The 18,229-nt window shown below is 36.1% G+C and carries 16 protein-coding genes and 2 pseudogenes; all 18 read left to right on the plus strand.

Features of this window, described 5'->3' with window-relative positions:
• The first annotated feature begins 71 nt into the window (after positions 1 to 71).
• The 18 genes and pseudogenes from IHV80_RS01030 to IHV80_RS01120 all read left to right on the plus strand — a co-directional run bounded on the left by IHV80_RS01030 (position 72) and on the right by IHV80_RS01120 (position 18,229).
• Positions 72 to 512 (plus strand): low molecular weight protein-tyrosine-phosphatase, encoded by a 441-nt coding sequence (locus IHV80_RS01030; protein ID WP_192889784.1) that lies wholly within the window; start codon positions 72 to 74, stop codon positions 510 to 512.
• Between the two features lie 153 nt (positions 513 to 665).
• Positions 666 to 2,834, plus strand: a complete 2,169-nt coding sequence (locus IHV80_RS01035) for a polysaccharide biosynthesis tyrosine autokinase (protein WP_192889785.1) — start codon at positions 666 to 668, stop codon at positions 2,832 to 2,834.
• Positions 2,835 to 3,385: 551 nt separating this feature from the next.
• Positions 3,386 to 4,494, plus strand: a pseudogene (locus tag IHV80_RS01040) (ISAs1 family transposase).
• A 1,161-nt stretch (positions 4,495 to 5,655) separates the two neighbouring features.
• Positions 5,656 to 6,780 (plus strand): non-hydrolyzing UDP-N-acetylglucosamine 2-epimerase, encoded by a 1,125-nt coding sequence (gene wecB, locus IHV80_RS01045; RefSeq protein WP_192889786.1) that lies wholly within the window; start codon positions 5,656 to 5,658, stop codon positions 6,778 to 6,780.
• Between the two features lie 17 nt (positions 6,781 to 6,797).
• The gene (gene wecC / locus IHV80_RS01050; protein ID WP_192889787.1) at positions 6,798 to 8,078 is read left to right on the plus strand and encodes a UDP-N-acetyl-D-mannosamine dehydrogenase; all 1,281 of its coding nucleotides are present in this window, start codon (positions 6,798 to 6,800) and stop codon (positions 8,076 to 8,078) included.
• The gene (locus tag IHV80_RS01055) at positions 8,075 to 8,548 is read left to right on the plus strand and encodes a hypothetical protein (RefSeq protein WP_192889788.1); all 474 of its coding nucleotides are present in this window, start codon (positions 8,075 to 8,077) and stop codon (positions 8,546 to 8,548) included. Before wecC ends, IHV80_RS01055 begins: the two co-directional genes overlap by 4 nt.
• A 165-nt stretch (positions 8,549 to 8,713) precedes the next feature.
• Positions 8,714 to 9,349, plus strand: a complete 636-nt coding sequence (locus tag IHV80_RS01060; protein ID WP_192889789.1) for an asparagine synthase-related protein — start codon at positions 8,714 to 8,716, stop codon at positions 9,347 to 9,349.
• Positions 9,350 to 9,404: 55 nt separating this feature from the next.
• Positions 9,405 to 9,740 carry a hypothetical protein gene (locus IHV80_RS01065; protein WP_192889790.1) on the plus strand — a complete coding sequence of 112 codons (336 nt, stop codon included), beginning with the start codon at positions 9,405 to 9,407 and terminating at the stop codon, positions 9,738 to 9,740.
• Between the two features lie 302 nt (positions 9,741 to 10,042).
• Positions 10,043 to 10,363 carry an HAD family hydrolase gene (locus tag IHV80_RS01070; protein ID WP_192889791.1) on the plus strand — a complete coding sequence of 107 codons (321 nt, stop codon included), beginning with the start codon at positions 10,043 to 10,045 and terminating at the stop codon, positions 10,361 to 10,363.
• Positions 10,364 to 10,468: 105 nt separating this feature from the next.
• Positions 10,469 to 11,347: a polysaccharide biosynthesis protein gene (locus tag IHV80_RS01075; RefSeq protein WP_192889792.1), complete on the plus strand. Its 879-nt coding sequence runs from the start codon at positions 10,469 to 10,471 to the stop codon at positions 11,345 to 11,347.
• 676 nt (positions 11,348 to 12,023) lie between these two features.
• Positions 12,024 to 12,410 (plus strand): glycosyltransferase family protein, encoded by a 387-nt coding sequence (locus tag IHV80_RS01080; protein ID WP_192889793.1) that lies wholly within the window; start codon positions 12,024 to 12,026, stop codon positions 12,408 to 12,410.
• Between the two features lie 610 nt (positions 12,411 to 13,020).
• A complete protein-coding gene (locus tag IHV80_RS01085; protein WP_192889794.1) occupies positions 13,021 to 13,338 on the plus strand; it encodes a hypothetical protein in 318 nt (105 codons plus the stop codon).
• A gap of 501 nt (positions 13,339 to 13,839) precedes the next feature.
• On the plus strand, positions 13,840 to 14,121 hold the full coding sequence (locus IHV80_RS01090) for a hypothetical protein (RefSeq protein ID WP_192889795.1): 282 nt from the start codon (positions 13,840 to 13,842) through the stop codon (positions 14,119 to 14,121).
• Positions 14,122 to 14,285: 164 nt separating this feature from the next.
• Positions 14,286 to 14,962: pseudogene (locus tag IHV80_RS25445) on the plus strand (glycosyltransferase family 4 protein).
• 28 nt (positions 14,963 to 14,990) lie between these two features.
• Complete coding sequence (locus IHV80_RS25270; protein WP_192889797.1) at positions 14,991 to 15,362, plus strand: aminotransferase class I/II-fold pyridoxal phosphate-dependent enzyme; 372 nt, start codon at positions 14,991 to 14,993, stop codon at positions 15,360 to 15,362.
• Positions 15,363 to 15,420: 58 nt separating this feature from the next.
• On the plus strand, positions 15,421 to 15,987 hold the full coding sequence (locus tag IHV80_RS25275; RefSeq protein WP_192889798.1) for a pyridoxal phosphate-dependent aminotransferase: 567 nt from the start codon (positions 15,421 to 15,423) through the stop codon (positions 15,985 to 15,987).
• Positions 15,988 to 16,887: 900 nt separating this feature from the next.
• A complete protein-coding gene (locus IHV80_RS01115) occupies positions 16,888 to 17,064 on the plus strand; it encodes a hypothetical protein (RefSeq protein WP_192889799.1) in 177 nt (58 codons plus the stop codon).
• Positions 17,065 to 17,533: 469 nt separating this feature from the next.
• Positions 17,534 to 18,229, plus strand: a complete 696-nt coding sequence (locus IHV80_RS01120; protein ID WP_192889800.1) for a PHP domain-containing protein — start codon at positions 17,534 to 17,536, stop codon at positions 18,227 to 18,229.

Consider the following 18,229-nt stretch of genomic DNA (forward strand, 5'->3'; position numbering starts at 1 on the left):
ATTCGGTTTATCAGTATATTTAGTTTATAAGTACGTTCAGCTTATAAGCCCATTACAGTTAGAAGTCAGTTATGTTTAATAAAATTTTAGTGGTCTGCGTGGGTAACATTTGTCGTTCCCCGACTGGAGAGCGAGTTTTACAAAAATTACTTCCCAATAAAGAAGTCGCCTCTGCCGGTATAGCTGCTGAAAAAAGCCGCTTAATTGGTAAGCCAGCAGACGACACGGCGATTTTAATTGCCGCTGAAAATGGTGTCGATGTTGAAAATCATCAGTCGCAACAAGTTACACCACAGCTTTGTACCCAGTATGATTTGATATTGGTGATGGAGAAGGCCCATATGGAGGCGCTCACTCAAATATCACCGGAAGCGCGTGGTAAAACTATGTTGTTTGGTCAGTGGATTGGCCCAAAAGACATTCCCGATCCGCATCGTCAAAGCCGTGAAGCGTTTGAATATGCCTATAAGCTGATTGATGAAGCAGCACAAGCTTGGGCGAAAAAGCTTTAGAGAAGAAAGTGAGGCGTTAGCTAGAGCTCGTTAAGCTTTAGAGATGGCCAGTTAAGCTATGACACATAGCGATTAATAGAATCATACAAAAGAGAAGTACATAAGCCGTATTTAACTTCTCTTTAAAATACTAGTTTAGGAAGTAGTAATCTGATGACAACACAACCATCTCAGCAATTACACACAGATAACGCTGATGAGATAGATTTAGGAAAACTACTTGGTATCTTATTAGATGCTAAATGGCTAATCATGCTCACCACATTTGCCTTTGCTGTGTTTGGTATTGCGTTTGCTCTGCTTTTAACACCGATCTATAAAGCGGATGCACTTATTCAAATTGAAGAAAAGAGCTCTGGCGGTATTTCATCGATGGTCGGTGACATGGGCGAGTTGTTCTCTCAGGAATCCTCTGCGACGACGGAAGTTGAGATCATTAAATCACGTATGATCTTGGGTGAAACGGTTGATAAATTCAATTTAACTACTGTAACCTCACCGAATTATGCACCAATCGTCGGTAAAGGGTTTGCTCGCTTAACCAGTGACATCAACCACATCGTGGTGAGCCGTTTTACGTTGCCAAGCTATGCGAGCGACTACGCACATACGATTCAGATTATCGATGCCGAACAAGGCACCTACCAACTGGTACGTGATGATGAGCGCGTTATCTTGAAAGGCAAAGTGGGTGAGCTAGCAACAGCCAACGACTACAGCTTGTTTGTGGCAGGTTTTGAATCGTATAACGATTTTGAGTTCTCGATTGGCCAGCGCAGCCGACTAGAAGCGGTCGAATGGCTAAAGAAATCTTTGTCTCTGTCTGAGCAAGGTAAGCAAACCGGCATTCTGAAGTTGAGCTTTGAAGGCGAAAACAAACAGCAGATTTCTGAAATACTCAATCACATTAGTCAGATCTACTTCTTACAGAACGTGAAGCGTAACTCAGCAGAAGCAGAGAAGAGCCTAGAGTTCCTAGAGAGCCACCTTCCTGGTATTAAATCTGAGTTAACTGGCTATGAAGACGTACTAAACAATTACCGCCAAGAAAACGAATCGATCGATTTGGGTTTAGAAGCACAATCAACCCTAAAGGTAATGGTAGAGCTCGAAGCGCAATTGAACGAGTTGACGTTTAAAGAGAGTGAAATAAGTCAACGCTTCACCAAAGATCACCCCGCATATAAAGCCCTGCTTGATAAACGTAAAACGTTGATGGGTGAGAAAGATCGCCTAAATAAGCAAGTACAAAAGCTACCAAAAACACAGCGTGAAGTACTGCGTATGACACGTGATGTTGAAGTAAACCAACAAATCTACATTCAGCTTTTAAACAAGGTTCAAGAGCTAAGCATCATCAAAGCAGGTACTGTCGGTAACGTTCGTATCTTAGATGACGCGCAAGCCTATGCTCGCGCCGTTAAACCGAAGAAACCGCTGATTGTTGTATTAGCGACGCTACTGGGTGGCATGCTAAGTGTCGCGTTTGTACTAGTGAAAGCAGCGTTCCACCGTGGTGTTGAAAGCCCAGACCAAATTGAAAAAATCGGCCTACCTGTTTATGCTGCCGTTCCAAAATCTGACTTACAAATTGAGCTAACCAATCGCTTTAAATCGAAGAAACAGCAAACTAAGGGGGCTCAAGCACTGCTTGCTGAATCGAACCCTGCTGATCTTTCGGTTGAAGCACTGCGCGGCCTTCGTACTAGCTTGCACTTCGCGATGCTAGAAGCGAAAAACAACGTCTTGATGATCTCAGGCCCTGCACCGGGCATCGGTAAATCTTTTATTTCGACCAACTTTGCTGCAGTAGCCGCAAAAACAGGCCAAAAAGTGCTGTTGATTGATGCCGATATGCGTAAAGGTTACCTACAACAAAGCTTTGGAGTGAACTGGGATAACGGCCTTTCTGATGTATTGAGCAGCAAACAAGGGTTCGCTCAATCAGTGAAGTCGACTTCAGTTGAAAACCTCGGCATCATTACGCGCGGCCGAGTACCGCCCAACCCATCAGAACTGCTCATGCGCTCACGCTTTGCAGAGCTAATGGAGTGGGCGGCAAAAGAGTATGACTTAGTGATTGTCGATACCCCGCCGGTACTTGCGGTAACCGACCCAAGCATTGTCGGCGCCTTCGCTGGCACCACATTAATGGTCGCTCGTTATGGTCAAAACACCATTAAAGAGATAGATGTAGCTCGTAACCGTTTTGAACAATCAGGTATTGAAGTGAAAGGCGTTATCTTTAATGCGATAGAAAAAAAAGCCTCTAGTTCATATGAGTATGGTTACTACTCGTATGCTTATTCAAGTGATAAATAATAGGAGCCAAAGAGCAGGTTCAGAATTAGAGTAGCGGAGAGCTAAAAAGAAGTAACGAGATGCGAATGATCGAGCCTCGAAATGACATGATCCTGAAAAGTAGACACTGGGGTTTGGTTGATTAGTTCAAAGTCCATGGGACTCATTCTACCAAGAGTCCAGTACCTTCTTTCTGGATTATAATCGATGTGGAGCTGACTCAGCATTGTCATTTTCTGTCGGAGATAATGACCGAGGCTACTTATCCATTCTTTTTATATTGAGCAAGCATTATCTCAACAGTCCCCTTCCCCGATATATTGATTTTATTCTGTGTTTTCGGTGTCACCGAAGCGTATCTAAAGCTCGATATCAGGGTAATATCATGAAAAATCTTATGGAATAAGGGATGACGTAAAGTAATACTTTCACTAATTTTTACACTGAAGTTACACTGAAGTTACACTGAAGTTACACTGAAGTTACACTGATTTCAATACATTCAAGATCGATTTGATGATCAGATTTAGGTGTGATCATATACTGTTTTTTAATAGCAGATATTTAGCCTAATGAATGGATTAAGCCTTTTGGACCATATTTCAGTTATTCGAGACCCTCGCCAAGCTTGGAAAATAGAGCACACACTACCGATATTATCTTCTTAACTATTGCCGCAGTGATTGCTGGTGCAGATGGTTGGGAGGATTTTGGTGAAGATAACTTGGAATGGCTTAAACAGTATGGTGATTTCAAACAAGGCATACCGGTACACGATACAATTGCCCGAGTTATCAATCTTATTTCCGCCAAGCAACTACAACGATGCTTTACAGTCTGGATGAAAGACTGTCATGAGGTGACTGAGCGTGAAGTTATTGCTATCGATGGCAAAACCCTCAGAGGTACATACAACAAAGACAAACGTAGTGGTGCAATTCATATGGTCAGAGCTTTTAGTGCAGTAAATCAAGTTGTGTTAGGGCAGGTTAAAACAGCAGATAAAAGCAACGAAATAAAAGCGATCCCTGAACTGATTGAGATACTTTCCTTGCGAGGTTGCTTAGACTATGGGATGCCAAAGGGACATAGCTGAAAAGATAGTCGCTCAAGACGCAGATTACCTTTTAGCAGTAAAAGGTAATCAAAAACGATTGGAGCAAGCGATTGGCCAAGTGTTTAACTCTACTATGCTTGATAGTTTTGAAGGCGATAAATACGTCACTCAAGAAAAGGGCATGGCCGTACAGAAACACGCTTGAGCATGGTTGTTCACAATACAGATGTCTTAGGCAATATAGCGCTTGATTGGGCAGGACTCTCCACCATTGGCATGGTCGTTTCAATTCGCCAAGAAGGTGATAAGCCAGCAGAAACGATGCAAATCAAGTACTACATAAGCTCAGTAAAACTGACGGCTAAAGCTTTACTAGAGAGTACGCTAGCACATTGGAGTATTGAGAATCAGATGCATTGGCGGCTAGACGTTGGCTTTAAAGAAGATGTGTGTCGAAGACGCCGAGAGCAAGCAGGTGAGAACTTAGTAGCTATAAGACATATAGCTTTAAACCTGCTGACGGAAGAAACCAGCTTCAAAGCTGGGATAAAAATAAAGTAGAAAAAAGCGAACCGTAGCAACAGCTATCTTTCGCTAGTCCTTGCAGGACAAGGGACTTCGTAATCTTGTCCTGATACCCAGCGTGAGCTCTCAATCCTTTTTATATTACTAAATTATTGGCTTGGCGACTATGAGTCTATCCATCACCCATGGCCGTATTTATGTCCATCACGACAGCTTTGATATTTTTCTATGCTCTCCTAATCGCTCAAAGAACGGTCGTACGCTCTTACGGCTGCGACTTGACCCTATCTAAATCATTGATGAATCTTAGCATCCGCGATGATAGTGGTATAACGATACCCCTTGGATATGGTGAACTCGCCCATGACGAGTTGACTTAACTCCCTCCCACTAAATCGGAGGTTCAGTGGAGGATTATCTATCTCTTTGATACCCATGGACAGATTGAGCTTCAAGCCCACAAGGGCATTTAGCCGCAGAGTGCAGGGCGAGGGTGATAAGTGAAGTTATATGGTGGACTTTACTATCTGAAAGCCTCCCAGAATGAAGGTAGGAAGTATGATTCAGCATGAAAAAGGTAACTGGTGTTTATTTTTTGTTTGGCGACTAAATCATATCACTTACTACCGTTTTTGTTTTTAGTTCCTGCTAATCCGCGATGAACCAGAAAATTAATGATTTTATAAAAAGAGGTAGTGCGAATTGAAGGGCATACCGGTGAGTTCTTAACCTTGTTTTTACGTTGCTTTAATACGAACAGAAATCAAAGCTTCGATTCACTGTACGACAACGGCAACATTTTCATTAGTATAAAAAAACACTACGACGCAGCACAAGAAAACCGCTTATTCATAACCCAGTACCCGCAAGGTGTGCAATGCTTTCGTTAGGTAAATTGGGAGTGTTAGCGTGTTAGGAGTGACGGATAGATTGAGTCGACAATATACACCTGCGTTGTTATTATTGTACTAATTGAATTAACCCCACACAAAAGGGAAAAATTCCCCCACCGATGATGAATCTTGCTTATAGGAGCGAAACCTAAGGGCGGTAGCGTGCCTAAAGTGTAATGAGCATCAACGAAATCAGCACTAAAATTTCAGAATGATTTTTTGGCGGCCTATCGGGCGGTTTTTAAAAAGTAAGTAGAATCTAGATTTTATAAGGGGTGGGCGAAAATCGATTGTCTCAAAATGAATGGAACAAAAAAGTAAAAAATCATCTCTTTTTATTTCACCTGTTGGTTGGAAACTTCACAAAATGACTAAGAAAAAAATCCTTACGGTTTTTGGCACGCGTCCAGAAGCCATCAAAATGGCACCTCTTGTTCATGCTCTAACTACCGATGATCGCTTTGAAGCGAAGTGCTGTGTTACCGCTCAACATCGTGAAATGCTTGACCAAGTTTTAGAACTATTTGAAATCACGCCTGATTATGATTTGAATTTGATGAAGGCTGGCCAAACGCTTAACGAAGTCACCGCGCGTATTTTGTTAGAGCTTAAGCCTGTGCTAGAAGACTTCAAGCCAAACGTGGTGTTAGTGCATGGTGATACAGCGACAACGTTTGCAGCAAGTTTAGCTGCTTATTATGAGCAAATCACAGTAGGGCACGTAGAAGCAGGTCTTCGTACAGGCAATATATATTCTCCGTGGCCAGAAGAAGGCAATCGCCGATTAACGGGCACATTGACCAAATACCACTTTGCACCAACGCCAACGTCAAAAGAAAACCTGTTGAAAGAAAACTTTAACCCAGCCGATATTATCGTTACGGGCAATACTGTGATAGATGCACTATTAATGGTCAAAGATAAAATTGATTCTGATAAAGATTTGAACGCAACCCTTTCTGCTCAATTCTCGTTCTTAGATGAAAACAAAAAGTTAATTTTGGTTACTGGTCATCGCCGTGAAAGCTTTGGTGGCGGTTTTGAGCGTATATGTGAATCGCTTGCCATTACAGCGAAAACTCATCCCGATACACAAATCCTGTATCCGATGCACCTTAATCCAAACGTGCGTGAACCAGTCAATCGCATTCTTGCTGATATTGATAACATTCATCTTATTGAGCCTCAGCAGTACTTACCATTTATCTACTTAATGAGCCGAGCGCACATCATTTTAACTGACTCAGGCGGTATTCAAGAAGAAGCGCCTTCATTAGGTAAACCTGTACTAGTAATGCGCGATACGACCGAGCGACCAGAAGCGGTTGAAGCGGGTACGGTTAAGTTAGTTGGAACTGACGTCAATACGATTACAGCGAACTTGAATGCTTTACTTACCGATGACGCCGCATATCAAACAATGAGCTTTGCACATAACCCTTATGGGGACGGTGAAGCTTGCAAACGAATTTTGAACGAATTAGAAAAATAGAATTTTGGGATATCATAATGTCTTTTGAAACAATTTCAGTTGTAGGCTTAGGTTACATTGGGTTACCGACAGCGGCGATGTTTGCATCACGTAAGAAGAAAGTAATCGGTGTTGATGTTAATCAAAATGCTGTCGATACAGTCAATCGAGGTGAGATTCATATTGTAGAGCCTGAGTTGGATATGATCGTTCGCGCAGCGGTAACAGAAGGTTACTTAAAAGCAGTTACATCACCAGAACCTGCAGATGCATTTTTAATTGCGGTACCAACTCCATTTAAGCCTTGCGCTGAAGGTGAAATACCAGAACCAGATTTACGTTATATTGAATCGGCATGTAAAGCGATTGCGCCTGTGTTGAAAAGAGGTGATTTGGTTATTCTTGAATCGACGTCACCTGTAGGTGCAACGGAACAGATGGCTGAATGGCTTGCTGAAGTCCGTCCAGAGTTATCATTTCCACAACAAAATGGTGAAAATGCGGATGTGAATGTCGCACATTGTCCTGAACGCGTTTTGCCTGGTCATGTTGTACGTGAACTTGTAGAAAATGACCGCGTTATTGGTGGGTTGTCAAAGCGCTGTTCTGAGCGCTCTGTTGAGCTCTACAAGATCTTCGTACAAGGTGATTGTGTAATTACCAATGCCCGTACAGCTGAAATGGCTAAGTTGACAGAGAATAGTTGCCGCGATGTGCAAATAGCATTTGCGAATGAACTATCTATGATTTGTGATAAGTTAGATATAGATGTTTGGGAGTTAATTTCTTTAGCAAACCGTCATCCTCGTATTAATATACTTCAGCCTGGACCTGGTGTCGGCGGACACTGTATTGCTGTTGACCCGTGGTTTATTGTTTCTAAAACGCCTGAGGAAGCGAGAATAATTCATACGGCTCGTAAGGTAAATGATCTTAAACCTGAATGGGTGATTAATAAGGTTAAAATTGCCATTGCTGATATCTTGCAAGCTAATCCTGAGAAAACTGCTAAAGATGTGACAATTGCATGCTATGGGTTAGCTTTTAAAGCTGATATTGATGATTTAAGAGAAAGTCCAGCTTTGAGTATTACAGAACAGATATGCAACTTTCATAAAGGGCAGATTATTTTAATCGAGCCAAATATTAATTTAATTCCTGAAAAATTAAATAAAAAAAATGTTGAATTAATGAATGTTAAAGATGCTATTAAAGCTGATATAAGTGTTTTATTGGTAGACCATAAGGAATTTAAAGAGAACTTGATCGTATCAAATACGTTTTTAATCGATACTAAAGGCTTATGGGCTGAGTCATGAAATCTAAAGATTATGTAAAAGAAAATATAAAATTATCTTGTGTCAATTTAGGGTTGCTTGAAATATCAGGGGTGGATGGTGATGCAATTATATATGGGCATGTATATAGTGGATTAAATGATATGGTTGAGTGTTTGAAGGGGGCAAACTTAGATTCAATAAAAAGAGTTTTACCTGAATGTGACGGGTCATTTGTTATTTTTTTTAAGTCTAAAAAAGATAACTTACTTCATGTTATCACTGACAAATGGGCAAGTAAAAATATATTTTTCGGTGTGGAAATCGGTGTTTTTAGCGATAAGATTAAAGATTGTTTACCTTCAAATCCTATATTGAATAGAAACGCCGCTAATGAATTTATATCTCTTTACGGCTTCTTGCAAGGCGATAAAACTCTTGTTGATGGTGTAAGCAAACTACGTCCAGCGACTTGGTATAAATATAATGTTGAATCAAAAAATGTATTCTGAGTTGTATTGGTACCCGAGATTTAATTATAATAAAAATACGTCTAAAATAAGTACAAAAGCTCGCTTGAAATCAGCATGGTCGAGTGTATTTGATGATATTGAATTTTTTGTAAAGGAAAAAGAATCATATGCCCTATTAGTGCTGGGTTAGATTCTAGAGCCATTTTGGCCGAGTTAGCTCGCAGAGGATTGCAGGAATATGTCACTACTTTTACCTTCAGCTTACCTAAGAAGTTTGAGTTGAATATTGCCCTTGAAGTTGCAACCAAACTTGGATTCAAACATGTTCATTTACCTATAGAAAACGATGATATTTTAGACTTTGATAATTATACCAAAACGGCAGAAGCTCATGATTATCAAATTTGGAACACTCCATACGTTCCTCCGGAGTTACATAAAGAAATGGGTAAATATGGAGATATATTATTATCTGGATTTGGTGGCGATCCGATTATGGGGTCACACCTTGCGTCGTCTGAAAAACCACTTAATGAATACTTATTTGAAAAATATCGTTGGTTACATTTAAAAGAAATAAAGAATCAACCGATTACTGATATAGAAAAGCTGAAAGACTCAATAGATCGTGAATCCTTGCGTTACGATTCAGGGTCGATTTTAACTGATTTCGATGCTTGGTATTTATGTGAACGAAATACTAATATGACTCAGCATAGTGTTTTAGGTTACAGGGGGCAATATGAAATCATTTCTCCTTTATGGATTCGAGAATTGTTGATGCTATTTCAGATATGTCACCAGAATATAGAGTTGATAGAACATTATTTAGAGAGTTAATGACCGAATTATACCCATCGGTTTTTCTCTTCGATCGTCTGCATATAAAGGGAAAATGTATGAATCGATATTTTTCATTGAGCGAGTTATATCAGTATTAAGCCGGAAAGTGTTTGGGTATTCTTTAATTGAGGATAGTTTTGATTATAAACCAGATTTGAATGAACAATATCGTAAACAGCCTAAGTTTCGTGAATTACTTTTAAATAATGCAGGTTATTTAGTCGATAAAGGATTAATAACAGCAGGATTTCTAGATGAATTAAGTAACTCTTTGTTATCTGGTGAAAGAAGCGGTGTACATTCCCAACAGCGTTTTCCTGTTATGTGTGCTTTGTCATCTTTATCTGTAAATATTAAGGAGTTAAACATCGATGTCAAAAGTACATAATATCTTTGCTGTTGATTTTTGTCAAACGCTTGTGAATATTGACTCTCTTCCTTGTTTTATAAAATTCGTATGTCTTGAAGCTAAAGGCAAACGAACTTTTTATATGTATGGTTTTGGTTATTAATGCGGCTTGGTTTTAATGTAAGTAAAGATTCTAGAATTAAGTTAATTTCAGGTGTTGAATCAACGTTACTATCGAGTTTAACTGAGCGTTTTCATAGAGAAGTGTTGGTACCTAATATTAACTATAAAGTAATAGATTTTATCCATAAAAACGTATCGAAGGAGATAAAGTTATAATCGTGTCTGCTGCTATTAGTGACTATATATTGTATTTTGCGAAAGAATTTGATTTTGAATTTATAATTGCCGCTAAGTTAGAGCAGAAAAATGATATTGCTACAGGTGAGTTAAATGAACCACTAGTTTATGGTTCATTGAAAGTCGATAAGTTAAAAGAACTATTTATTGATTTGGAACTTCAACACTATAACATTGTTGGTATTAGCGATAGTATACATGACTTGCCGTTGCTTGAATGGTGTAATGATCCAGTTGTAATACTAGATGTATGTCCTGAATTGACGAAAGTTGGGCGGGAGCGTCAATGGGAACTATTGTAGCTGGCGATAACTTTCGTCGATTTTTAACATTGTCGTTGAAGTTTTTTAGGGAGTTCCGTTGCCTCGCTAGCTGTATTATCGGCATCTTTAATTTTAGCTAAAAATTTGACATTACATGAATTTGGTGTATTAGCTTTAATTCAAGCATCATTATCTGTTATCGAGGGTGTTTCTTCCTCCCAAAGTTGGCAAGGTCTAGTTCGGTTTCTCCCTAAATCATCGTCGACATCTGCTATTGGTGTTGGTCGACTAATAAAAATAACGCTAATTACTGATATATTTAATGCTATTTTGGCAAGTGTAATTCTTATTTTTGTAGTGTATTTTTCTAACTGGTTTGGGATTCCTAACTCCGAATTACTCCTACTTTATGGGCTTGTATTACCTTTTCGAATGAATGGAACCTGGCAAGGCATCGCAAGATCACAAAATAAGTTAGTCCTAATTAATATACAATTAATTATTTCAGGTTTCGGGAAGTTGATTACAGCTTTTGGTGTATTTTTTATTCCTGAGACGACCTTTAGCACCGTTGTTTTAGGCTTTGTTTTGTCTGAAATTATAAGTTATCTTGTGCTTATCATTAGTGGGATTGTTATTGTGGATAAACAATGGACATTGTCTTCTCTTATATTCGATGGTAGGCAGCAATACACGAATGATAGTGAAATTAGAAAGTTTATCTTTATAAATCATTTTAATGTATCGTCAGTGTTAGCTATTCGAAATGTGGATGAACTGATTGTCGGGAAGCTTATTAGTCCTGAAGTTACTGGTGTTTATAAATTAATAAAGTTGATTTCAGCATTACTTTCTAAAGTAATAGAGCCTATGTATATAGTGATATACCCTGAATTTAATCGTCTTTTATCACATGGTAAAACAAGTGAATTAAAAACATGCTTAGGCGTATATCTAGAATTACGATTATTGCATCGATTCTTTTATATCAATATGTGCGATAGTTGGAGACTTTTCTATTAATTATTTTTCGGAAAATTACTCTTCTGTATATTATTGGTCTCTAATGATTTATGTTGTGGGTATGGCTTTTAACATGGTGTTTTTTTCGCCCATCCTCTTGCGATATCATTAGGATTAGAACTTTTGTTCTAAAGGGAATGTGGTTTTAGGCGTTTTCTATATCATAATCTTATGGTTGTTAGGTAGTTATTTAGGTTTGATAGGGATTTGTATTTCTACGTCATTATATATTTTGCTTTCAGCGGTCTTCCGACTTTGGGGTTCAGTTAATAAATTTAAAGGACTTTATGAGTAACCTTATTTATATTTCAAATTCAATATTACCAAGTAATAGTGCTAACTCGGTTCATGTTATGAAAATGTGTAATGCATTTTCTAAAAATGGTTACAATGTTACATTGCTAGCTAAAACAGACAGTCGTGAAGATGACAAAACAATATTTTTCTAATTATGCAGTATTCGAACATTTCCATTTGCATCTATTTAGATTAAAACGATTTCCTTTGTATTCTCTATTTTTAAGTTTGCTCCATTTTCCAATTTACATTTGGGGGCAAAGAGAAAAAAAGCCATTATATACTCTAGAAATCGTCATTCCTCTTTTGTGTTGTCATTCTTTTCTATTGCTCAAATATACGAATTACATGGTATTGCTGGCGGGTTTTACAACGATGGATGGATGGTTATATTTGTAAATCAAATAAAACTGAAAGAGTGGTTGCTATTTCAGATGCTCTGAAAAATGATATGTCAGACTTAATGAATATAGATAAAAATAAAATTTTGGTTGCTCATGATGGTGCTGATTTAGTTGATATTGAAAATGTATGTGATGTCGAATTGTTAGGTTCTTCTAATTTTAATTTAGGTTATGTTGGTAGTTTACTAGAAGGTAAAGGCGTTGATTTAATATGTGAGGCAGCAAAGAGTCTTCCTAACATGGGGTTTCATATTGTAGGTGGGGAAGGTGAGTTACTTCATGAATATAAGCATAAATACGAACACATACCTAATTTATACTTCTATGGCTATGTGCAACAAAAATGGTTCAGGGTTATTTAAAGGTGTTTGATGTTGTTCTTTTACCGAATAAAAAGAGTTGTAACAAGAAACAATGAAGATATAGGTAAGTATACGTCACCCTTAAAGTTGTTTGAATATTTGGCTTTTGATAAAAAATAATAGCATCTAAATTAAAAGTTTTTGAAGAAGTTGTATCTTCAAAAGAAGTCCTGTTTTTGAACCTAATTCAGTTTCTAGTCTTGTAGAATCTATATTGGTTAGCCATGAAACTGAATTCGAACCTGGTAAAAAATCAAATTGATTAAAGATAAATATAGTTGGAGTATCCGTGCTGATAAAGTCATCAAATGTTTTCAGTCTAAATGTTAGAGACTTATTGTATACATTACTTACGTTTACAATATTGTTACTATTTATCTGGGATGATAAAAGTTATCTTTTAATAATATTTTCAGTTTTGTCTGTTTTGACATTTAAAATAACAAAAATAGAATTTAAATTCATTTTATTATTATTGTTTTATATCGCACTTGTTACTTGTTACTATTTGGTACGCGATTCTTCGGAGTTTGTTTTTTGAAGGTGTTAATGTAGAATCAAACACAATTCAATATTATGATCTTATTAGGTTGCTTCTCGGTATTACATCATGTTTTTGATTCGCTATATTATACGGGCGTGGGGTCGAGATGAATTATTTTCAGTATTTAAATTTCTGTTGTGGATTGTTGCTCTACCGGTGTTGTTGCAAAGTGTTATCTATTATTTGTTCGGATATCATTTAGATTTTTATCAGTATTTAGGTGGTAGTGAGCCTCAGAGAGCTTTTCCTTTTAGTGGCGATATAAAATATAGGCCGGGTGGAATATTTGTTGAACCTGGTACTCATGCTACATATCTAATGGTGATGTTGTTTATTTATTATGGAGAAAAAAACAGTTGGAACCTGTTATTTTTGTGGCGTTAATGTCTACATTATTAACCTTCTCATTGTTTGGTTTTGTTTTTTTCTTTTGTTTTTATTTATGATTATTAAAACAATGAAAGGTAAAAATTAAGGAAGTATGCGCAGGTAGCTGTCATTATCTTATCAATGCCTTTTATAATTAAAGGATATGAGTATTTAGATTCACGGTATCTAAGTAAAGGGCATACTCTATCTTTTGATATTAACGATAAGAGTTTAGGGGTAAAATTAAGGCCGATACAGTACTGGTTAGAAGAAACTAGTTTAGACCGTAAATTATTAGGTTCTGGGGGTTGTTAAATGACTGTGGCTGTCTTGTCGCAGATTCTGGATTGCTTCTTAGTGTGACATTTTTTTTGGTATCGTAGGTTTGATGTTTCTGATTTATGTTTTTTACATCTGAAAGAACCTTTCGGTACGGACTTATTTGTATAATGATTTCTAAGGTTTCCTTATACCTCCCTATTTTTTGGTTATTATTTTCTCTGAGGAATAAAAAATATGTCTAAGTTAGTCTTAGTTGGACCTTTACCTCCAGCTTATCATGGACAGTCAGTATCTTTTAAAATGTTAGCTGATTCACTAGCGATTACTACACCTGTTGAAGTCATTAATATAGCAGATAAAAACTTAACGGGTAAATCTGGAACACTTTTTCTGTTGGCTCGTATATTACAATATATATTGATTATATGTAATTTCATTCGAGTTTTAAGCAAAGGTCCATGCAGAGTCTATATTACTATAGCTCAATCAAGATCTGGTTTTATTCGAGATTTTTAATGATATGGATTGCAAAATTGTTTCGCTCACCAGTTGTGATTCATCTAAAAGGTGGGAATTATGACGGATTTTATAATGAACAACCTATTTGGTTGAAATTCTTGATTAGAAAAACATTGCTTAAAGTGGAGAGAATATTAGTTTTGGGGAAGAATCTCTTAAATATGTATGATTTTGAGCCTAAATTAAAAGAAAGATTATTTATAGTAGAAAATGGTTTACCGTTTGAACTAGCGAATGAAAAACATAAAACAGTAAATTCAACAAGGATAGAATTATTATTCTTATCTAATCTGATTGAATCAAAAGGTTATTTAGATATACTTGATGCAATAGCTAAATTACCCAATAAAGAATTGTTTCATATTAACTTTGCTGGGGCATTTCATTGTAATTTTGACGATGTTACGGTACAAAGTGAAAGCCATGCAAAAGAACAATTTTATTCACGAATAAAGTCATTAGGTATTATCGATAATGTGACATATCACGGCGTTGTAAATGGCGATGAAAAGTTAAACTTATTGAGAAGTAGTCATATTTTTTATTACCGACTAATTATAGTAATGAAGGACAGCCCGTTTCAATTATTGAGGCGTTAGCATTTGGCATACCTATTGTAACAACTGATTATCGAGCTATCTCCGACATGGTAATTCCTTATGAAACAGGAATATTTGTTAAATATGGCTCGTCGAGTGATATTGCTGATGCTTTAATTTATATTAGTAAAAATGACAATTACTCTCGTATGAGTAAGGCGTGTATTAAGCAATTCAAGTCGAAGTTTACTCGTGATAAACATCTATTGCGTATAACCCTCACATTAAAGGCTAATTAAATGTTTTTAATAAGTTTGTAAAAATCTAATGCCATACAAAGTGTCTACCCATAAAGCATGGGAATATATTGATGACAATGACGTTTTAAAATTAGATTGGAATGAATCTACAGTTTCTCCATCTCCGGAAGTAAGAGCGGAACTGGAAAAATTTGTCAGTTCAGGTAAAATGAACTGGTATCCTAATGTTGATAATATTAAACTGCGCCAAATGTTGGCAGATTATTCTAGTGTTGAACTTAATAATGTAGAATATTTTGGTAGTTCTGATGCTTTACATGAATATATAATTCGAGCATTTATTAATCCACACGATACTATCACTATGGTCGCCCCAACATACGATAATTTTAGAGCTGCTGCAGAAAGTATAGGGGCTCATATTGATTTTTTGATTTAGATGAAAGTAATGGGTTCAAGTTTGAATTTGAAAATTTGAGGCACATGTAGAACGTATTATGCCTAAGATTATTTATTTATGTAATCCTAATAATCCCACGGGTAGCCTATATTCATTAGAATTAATAGAGAAGATAATACACCGATTCAACGATGTTCTATTTATTGTTGATGAGGCGTATTATGAGTTTGTTGGTATTACAGTCGCAGAATTATCAACTAAATATGAAAATATTATAGTATGTCGAACATTTTCAAAAGCTTTTGGCCTTGCATCTTTTCGTATCGGTTATGCCATATCGTCACTGCACAATATAACGGGACTGCGTAAGATTAGAAACCCTAAAAATATTAGTAGTTATGCTCAAATAGCCGCAGTAGCAGCGCTATCTGATGTCCAATATATGAATGATTTTGTGAAGGAAATTTTATCAGCTAAAAATGAATTTATTAATAATCTAAAGAGTATTGGCATTGATGTTACTGGTTCTGAAGGTGGTAATTTTGTTCTTATTGAATTTGGGGATAAGCAAAGCGATGTCGTTTCTATTTTAGATTCGAATAAAATATTTGTTAGAAATTATGGACATGTACAGGAATGGATAAGTACACGAGAATTACGATAGGTACTCATGAGCAAATGTCTCGTGTTTTTGATTTAATTAAAATAGTAATTAGTTAACTTTATTTACAGTTTTAATCCGCAGAATAGTTTAAATTATGCAATTAAAATTTTTAGTTGCATAATTGTTGTGTTTAAAATAGCAGTAAATTTTACTTACAATAGACTTGTTTTAGTTGTTATACACTATAGTGAAATTATTATGTCATTTCCAAAATTATTAGAACCTGTACTTGTTTTTTAGGATTACTACATTTTAAATTTAAATCGTCAAAGTATTGTTATAAATCTAGCGATGATGTGAAAATGATCAATTTAATAAGTTAAAAAATTACTTTGTGTTTCTTACAATGAGATTCCATTTTATCGTAATAAATTCGATGATGCGGGATTTAATCCATATATACATTTTAACTCTTTAAGTGATGTTACCCTTATTCCTATTCTATCCAAGGTAGAAGCAAGAGATAATCAATCTGCATTAATTAATTCTAAAAGAAGTGAATATTCCTTAACTTTTTTCACTTCAGGCTCAACTGGTAATCCATTTAAAGCACTCGTTTCCCCTTGGCATTGGGTTATTGAGCAATCATGTGTTTGGAGGCATTGGAATTGGGCTGGTTATAAGTTTAGAGATCGAATGGCAATAATAAGGAGTTATGTTCCTGAAAATGAGGATGACTTAGTTAAGTGGGATAAGTTAAGAAATTTTATTTATTTTAGTCCATTTCATTTGTCAGATGAACATATTAGGAATTACTTGACGGAAATGGTCTCTTTAAACATAGTTTTTAAGGGGCTATCCATCGTCGATATTAGCAATTGCCGATTTTGTTCGAAGGCATCCTGATATAAAGATACCAAAATTTAAAGGGTTTTAACCGCATCAGAACGCTTAGGTAGTGTGCAAAAGAAAACAATTGAGCTAGCATTAAGTGCTCCTGTGTTTAATCACTATGGGTTAGCAGAACAAATTGTCATGTTTGGAGGTTGTGAGAATGGAACTCATATGCATAATTACGAAGAATATGGATATTTAGAATTATTAGAAACTGATAGTCCTAAGTTAAAAAGATCATAGGTACTAATCTTAATAATTATGCGATGCCTTTGATTCGGTATGAAACCGGTGATTTAGCTGAGGTAGCTGACGTTGGTTGTAAATGTGAAAGAGTTAGTAATCAGGTTTTAAATGTAGTTGGAAGAGAGGATGCAAATATAACTCTTTTAGATGATAGTAAAGTACCAGTGACTAACTTTTATACGATGTTTGAATATTATGGTGATTACTTTTCATCATGGCAATTAATTCAAAGGGGAAGGGTAATTTACTCGTTATTACTGACCCATATAATGTAGCATATGAAAACATTATCCAATCAAAACTTGAAATTGATATAAAAAAGATTGGGTGATAAAATCTATTTGTCATTTGATTTTTCCGGGTCGTTTCATCAGGTTGGTGAAGGGAAGCGTAATCCATTTTTGAGGCTTGATGAATGATAAAATTAATATCCCACTGCCATACTCACCATTCCTTTGATTCAAAAATGTCTATTATTGATATAATTAAAGAAATGAATGTAGCTGGTGTGAATTGTATTATTATAAACGATCATGATACATTTTCACTAACTTATGATGAATTAGCATTGTTTGATAGTGCGTCAATTATAGTATTTAATGCGATTGAATTTACAACTAAAGAAGGGATCCATGTTATAGGGATCCACAAAGAAATAAAGAGTATTGAATGTGATCCATTTACTTATTCACTTCTTGAATTACTTTCCATATTGAAAACTTTGGAAGCAAAAATAATACTCCCTCACCCTTACCATGGGACCGGTGTTTATGGGAATGTAAATATTCACAATAACACTTTTGAAAAGGCTGTTTTACTTGCGGATGGTTTTGAAGTTGATAACTATAGATATGGAAAAACACCGGATGAAATAATTAATAAAATTCAGAAAATAAATCCTACAATAACTAAATTGATTGGGAGTGATGCTCATAGTTCAAAAGAAGTGTCCTCTTTTATTAATACTTATGAAGAAACGGATGAAATGGACTTATTAGAATGCATTTTTACTCATGAACCTAAATTTAAACGAAATAAAAACAGAACTAAAGTTTATTTCAAAATTAAAAGAATCCAAAAGACAAAGTTTTATCAAACTATTTTAAATCTCTTTTCAGTTGAGATTAGACACAAAATTAAATTATTTTTAAATCTTAGGTAA

It is taken from the genome of Vibrio bathopelagicus (genome assembly GCF_014879975.1).
GTDB classification, from domain to species: domain Bacteria; phylum Pseudomonadota; class Gammaproteobacteria; order Enterobacterales; family Vibrionaceae; genus Vibrio; species Vibrio bathopelagicus.

Bases quoted from the DNA above. Each gene is read 5' to 3' on its own strand.
- IHV80_RS01030 (WP_192889784.1), top strand. From the start codon at position 72: ATGTTTAATAAAATTTTAGTGGTCTGCGTGGGTAACATTTGTCGTTCC.
- IHV80_RS01080 (WP_192889793.1), top strand. From the start codon at position 12,024: ATGGATGGTTATATTTGTAAATCAAATAAAACTGAAAGAGTGGTTGCT.
- wecB (WP_192889786.1), top strand. From the start codon at position 5,656: ATGACTAAGAAAAAAATCCTTACGGTTTTTGGCACGCGTCCAGAAGCC.
- IHV80_RS01090 (WP_192889795.1), top strand. From the start codon at position 13,840: ATGTCTAAGTTAGTCTTAGTTGGACCTTTACCTCCAGCTTATCATGGA.
- IHV80_RS01055 (WP_192889788.1), top strand. From the start codon at position 8,075: ATGAAATCTAAAGATTATGTAAAAGAAAATATAAAATTATCTTGTGTC.
- wecC (WP_192889787.1), top strand. From the start codon at position 6,798: ATGTCTTTTGAAACAATTTCAGTTGTAGGCTTAGGTTACATTGGGTTA.
- IHV80_RS01085 (WP_192889794.1), top strand. From the start codon at position 13,021: ATGTTTTTGATTCGCTATATTATACGGGCGTGGGGTCGAGATGAATTA.
- IHV80_RS01035 (WP_192889785.1), top strand. From the start codon at position 666: ATGACAACACAACCATCTCAGCAATTACACACAGATAACGCTGATGAG.
- IHV80_RS01120 (WP_192889800.1), top strand. From the start codon at position 17,534: ATGTCTATTATTGATATAATTAAAGAAATGAATGTAGCTGGTGTGAAT.
- IHV80_RS01065 (WP_192889790.1), top strand. From the start codon at position 9,405: ATGTATGAATCGATATTTTTCATTGAGCGAGTTATATCAGTATTAAGC.
- IHV80_RS25275 (WP_192889798.1), top strand. From the start codon at position 15,421: ATGCCTAAGATTATTTATTTATGTAATCCTAATAATCCCACGGGTAGC.
- IHV80_RS25270 (WP_192889797.1), top strand. From the start codon at position 14,991: ATGCCATACAAAGTGTCTACCCATAAAGCATGGGAATATATTGATGAC.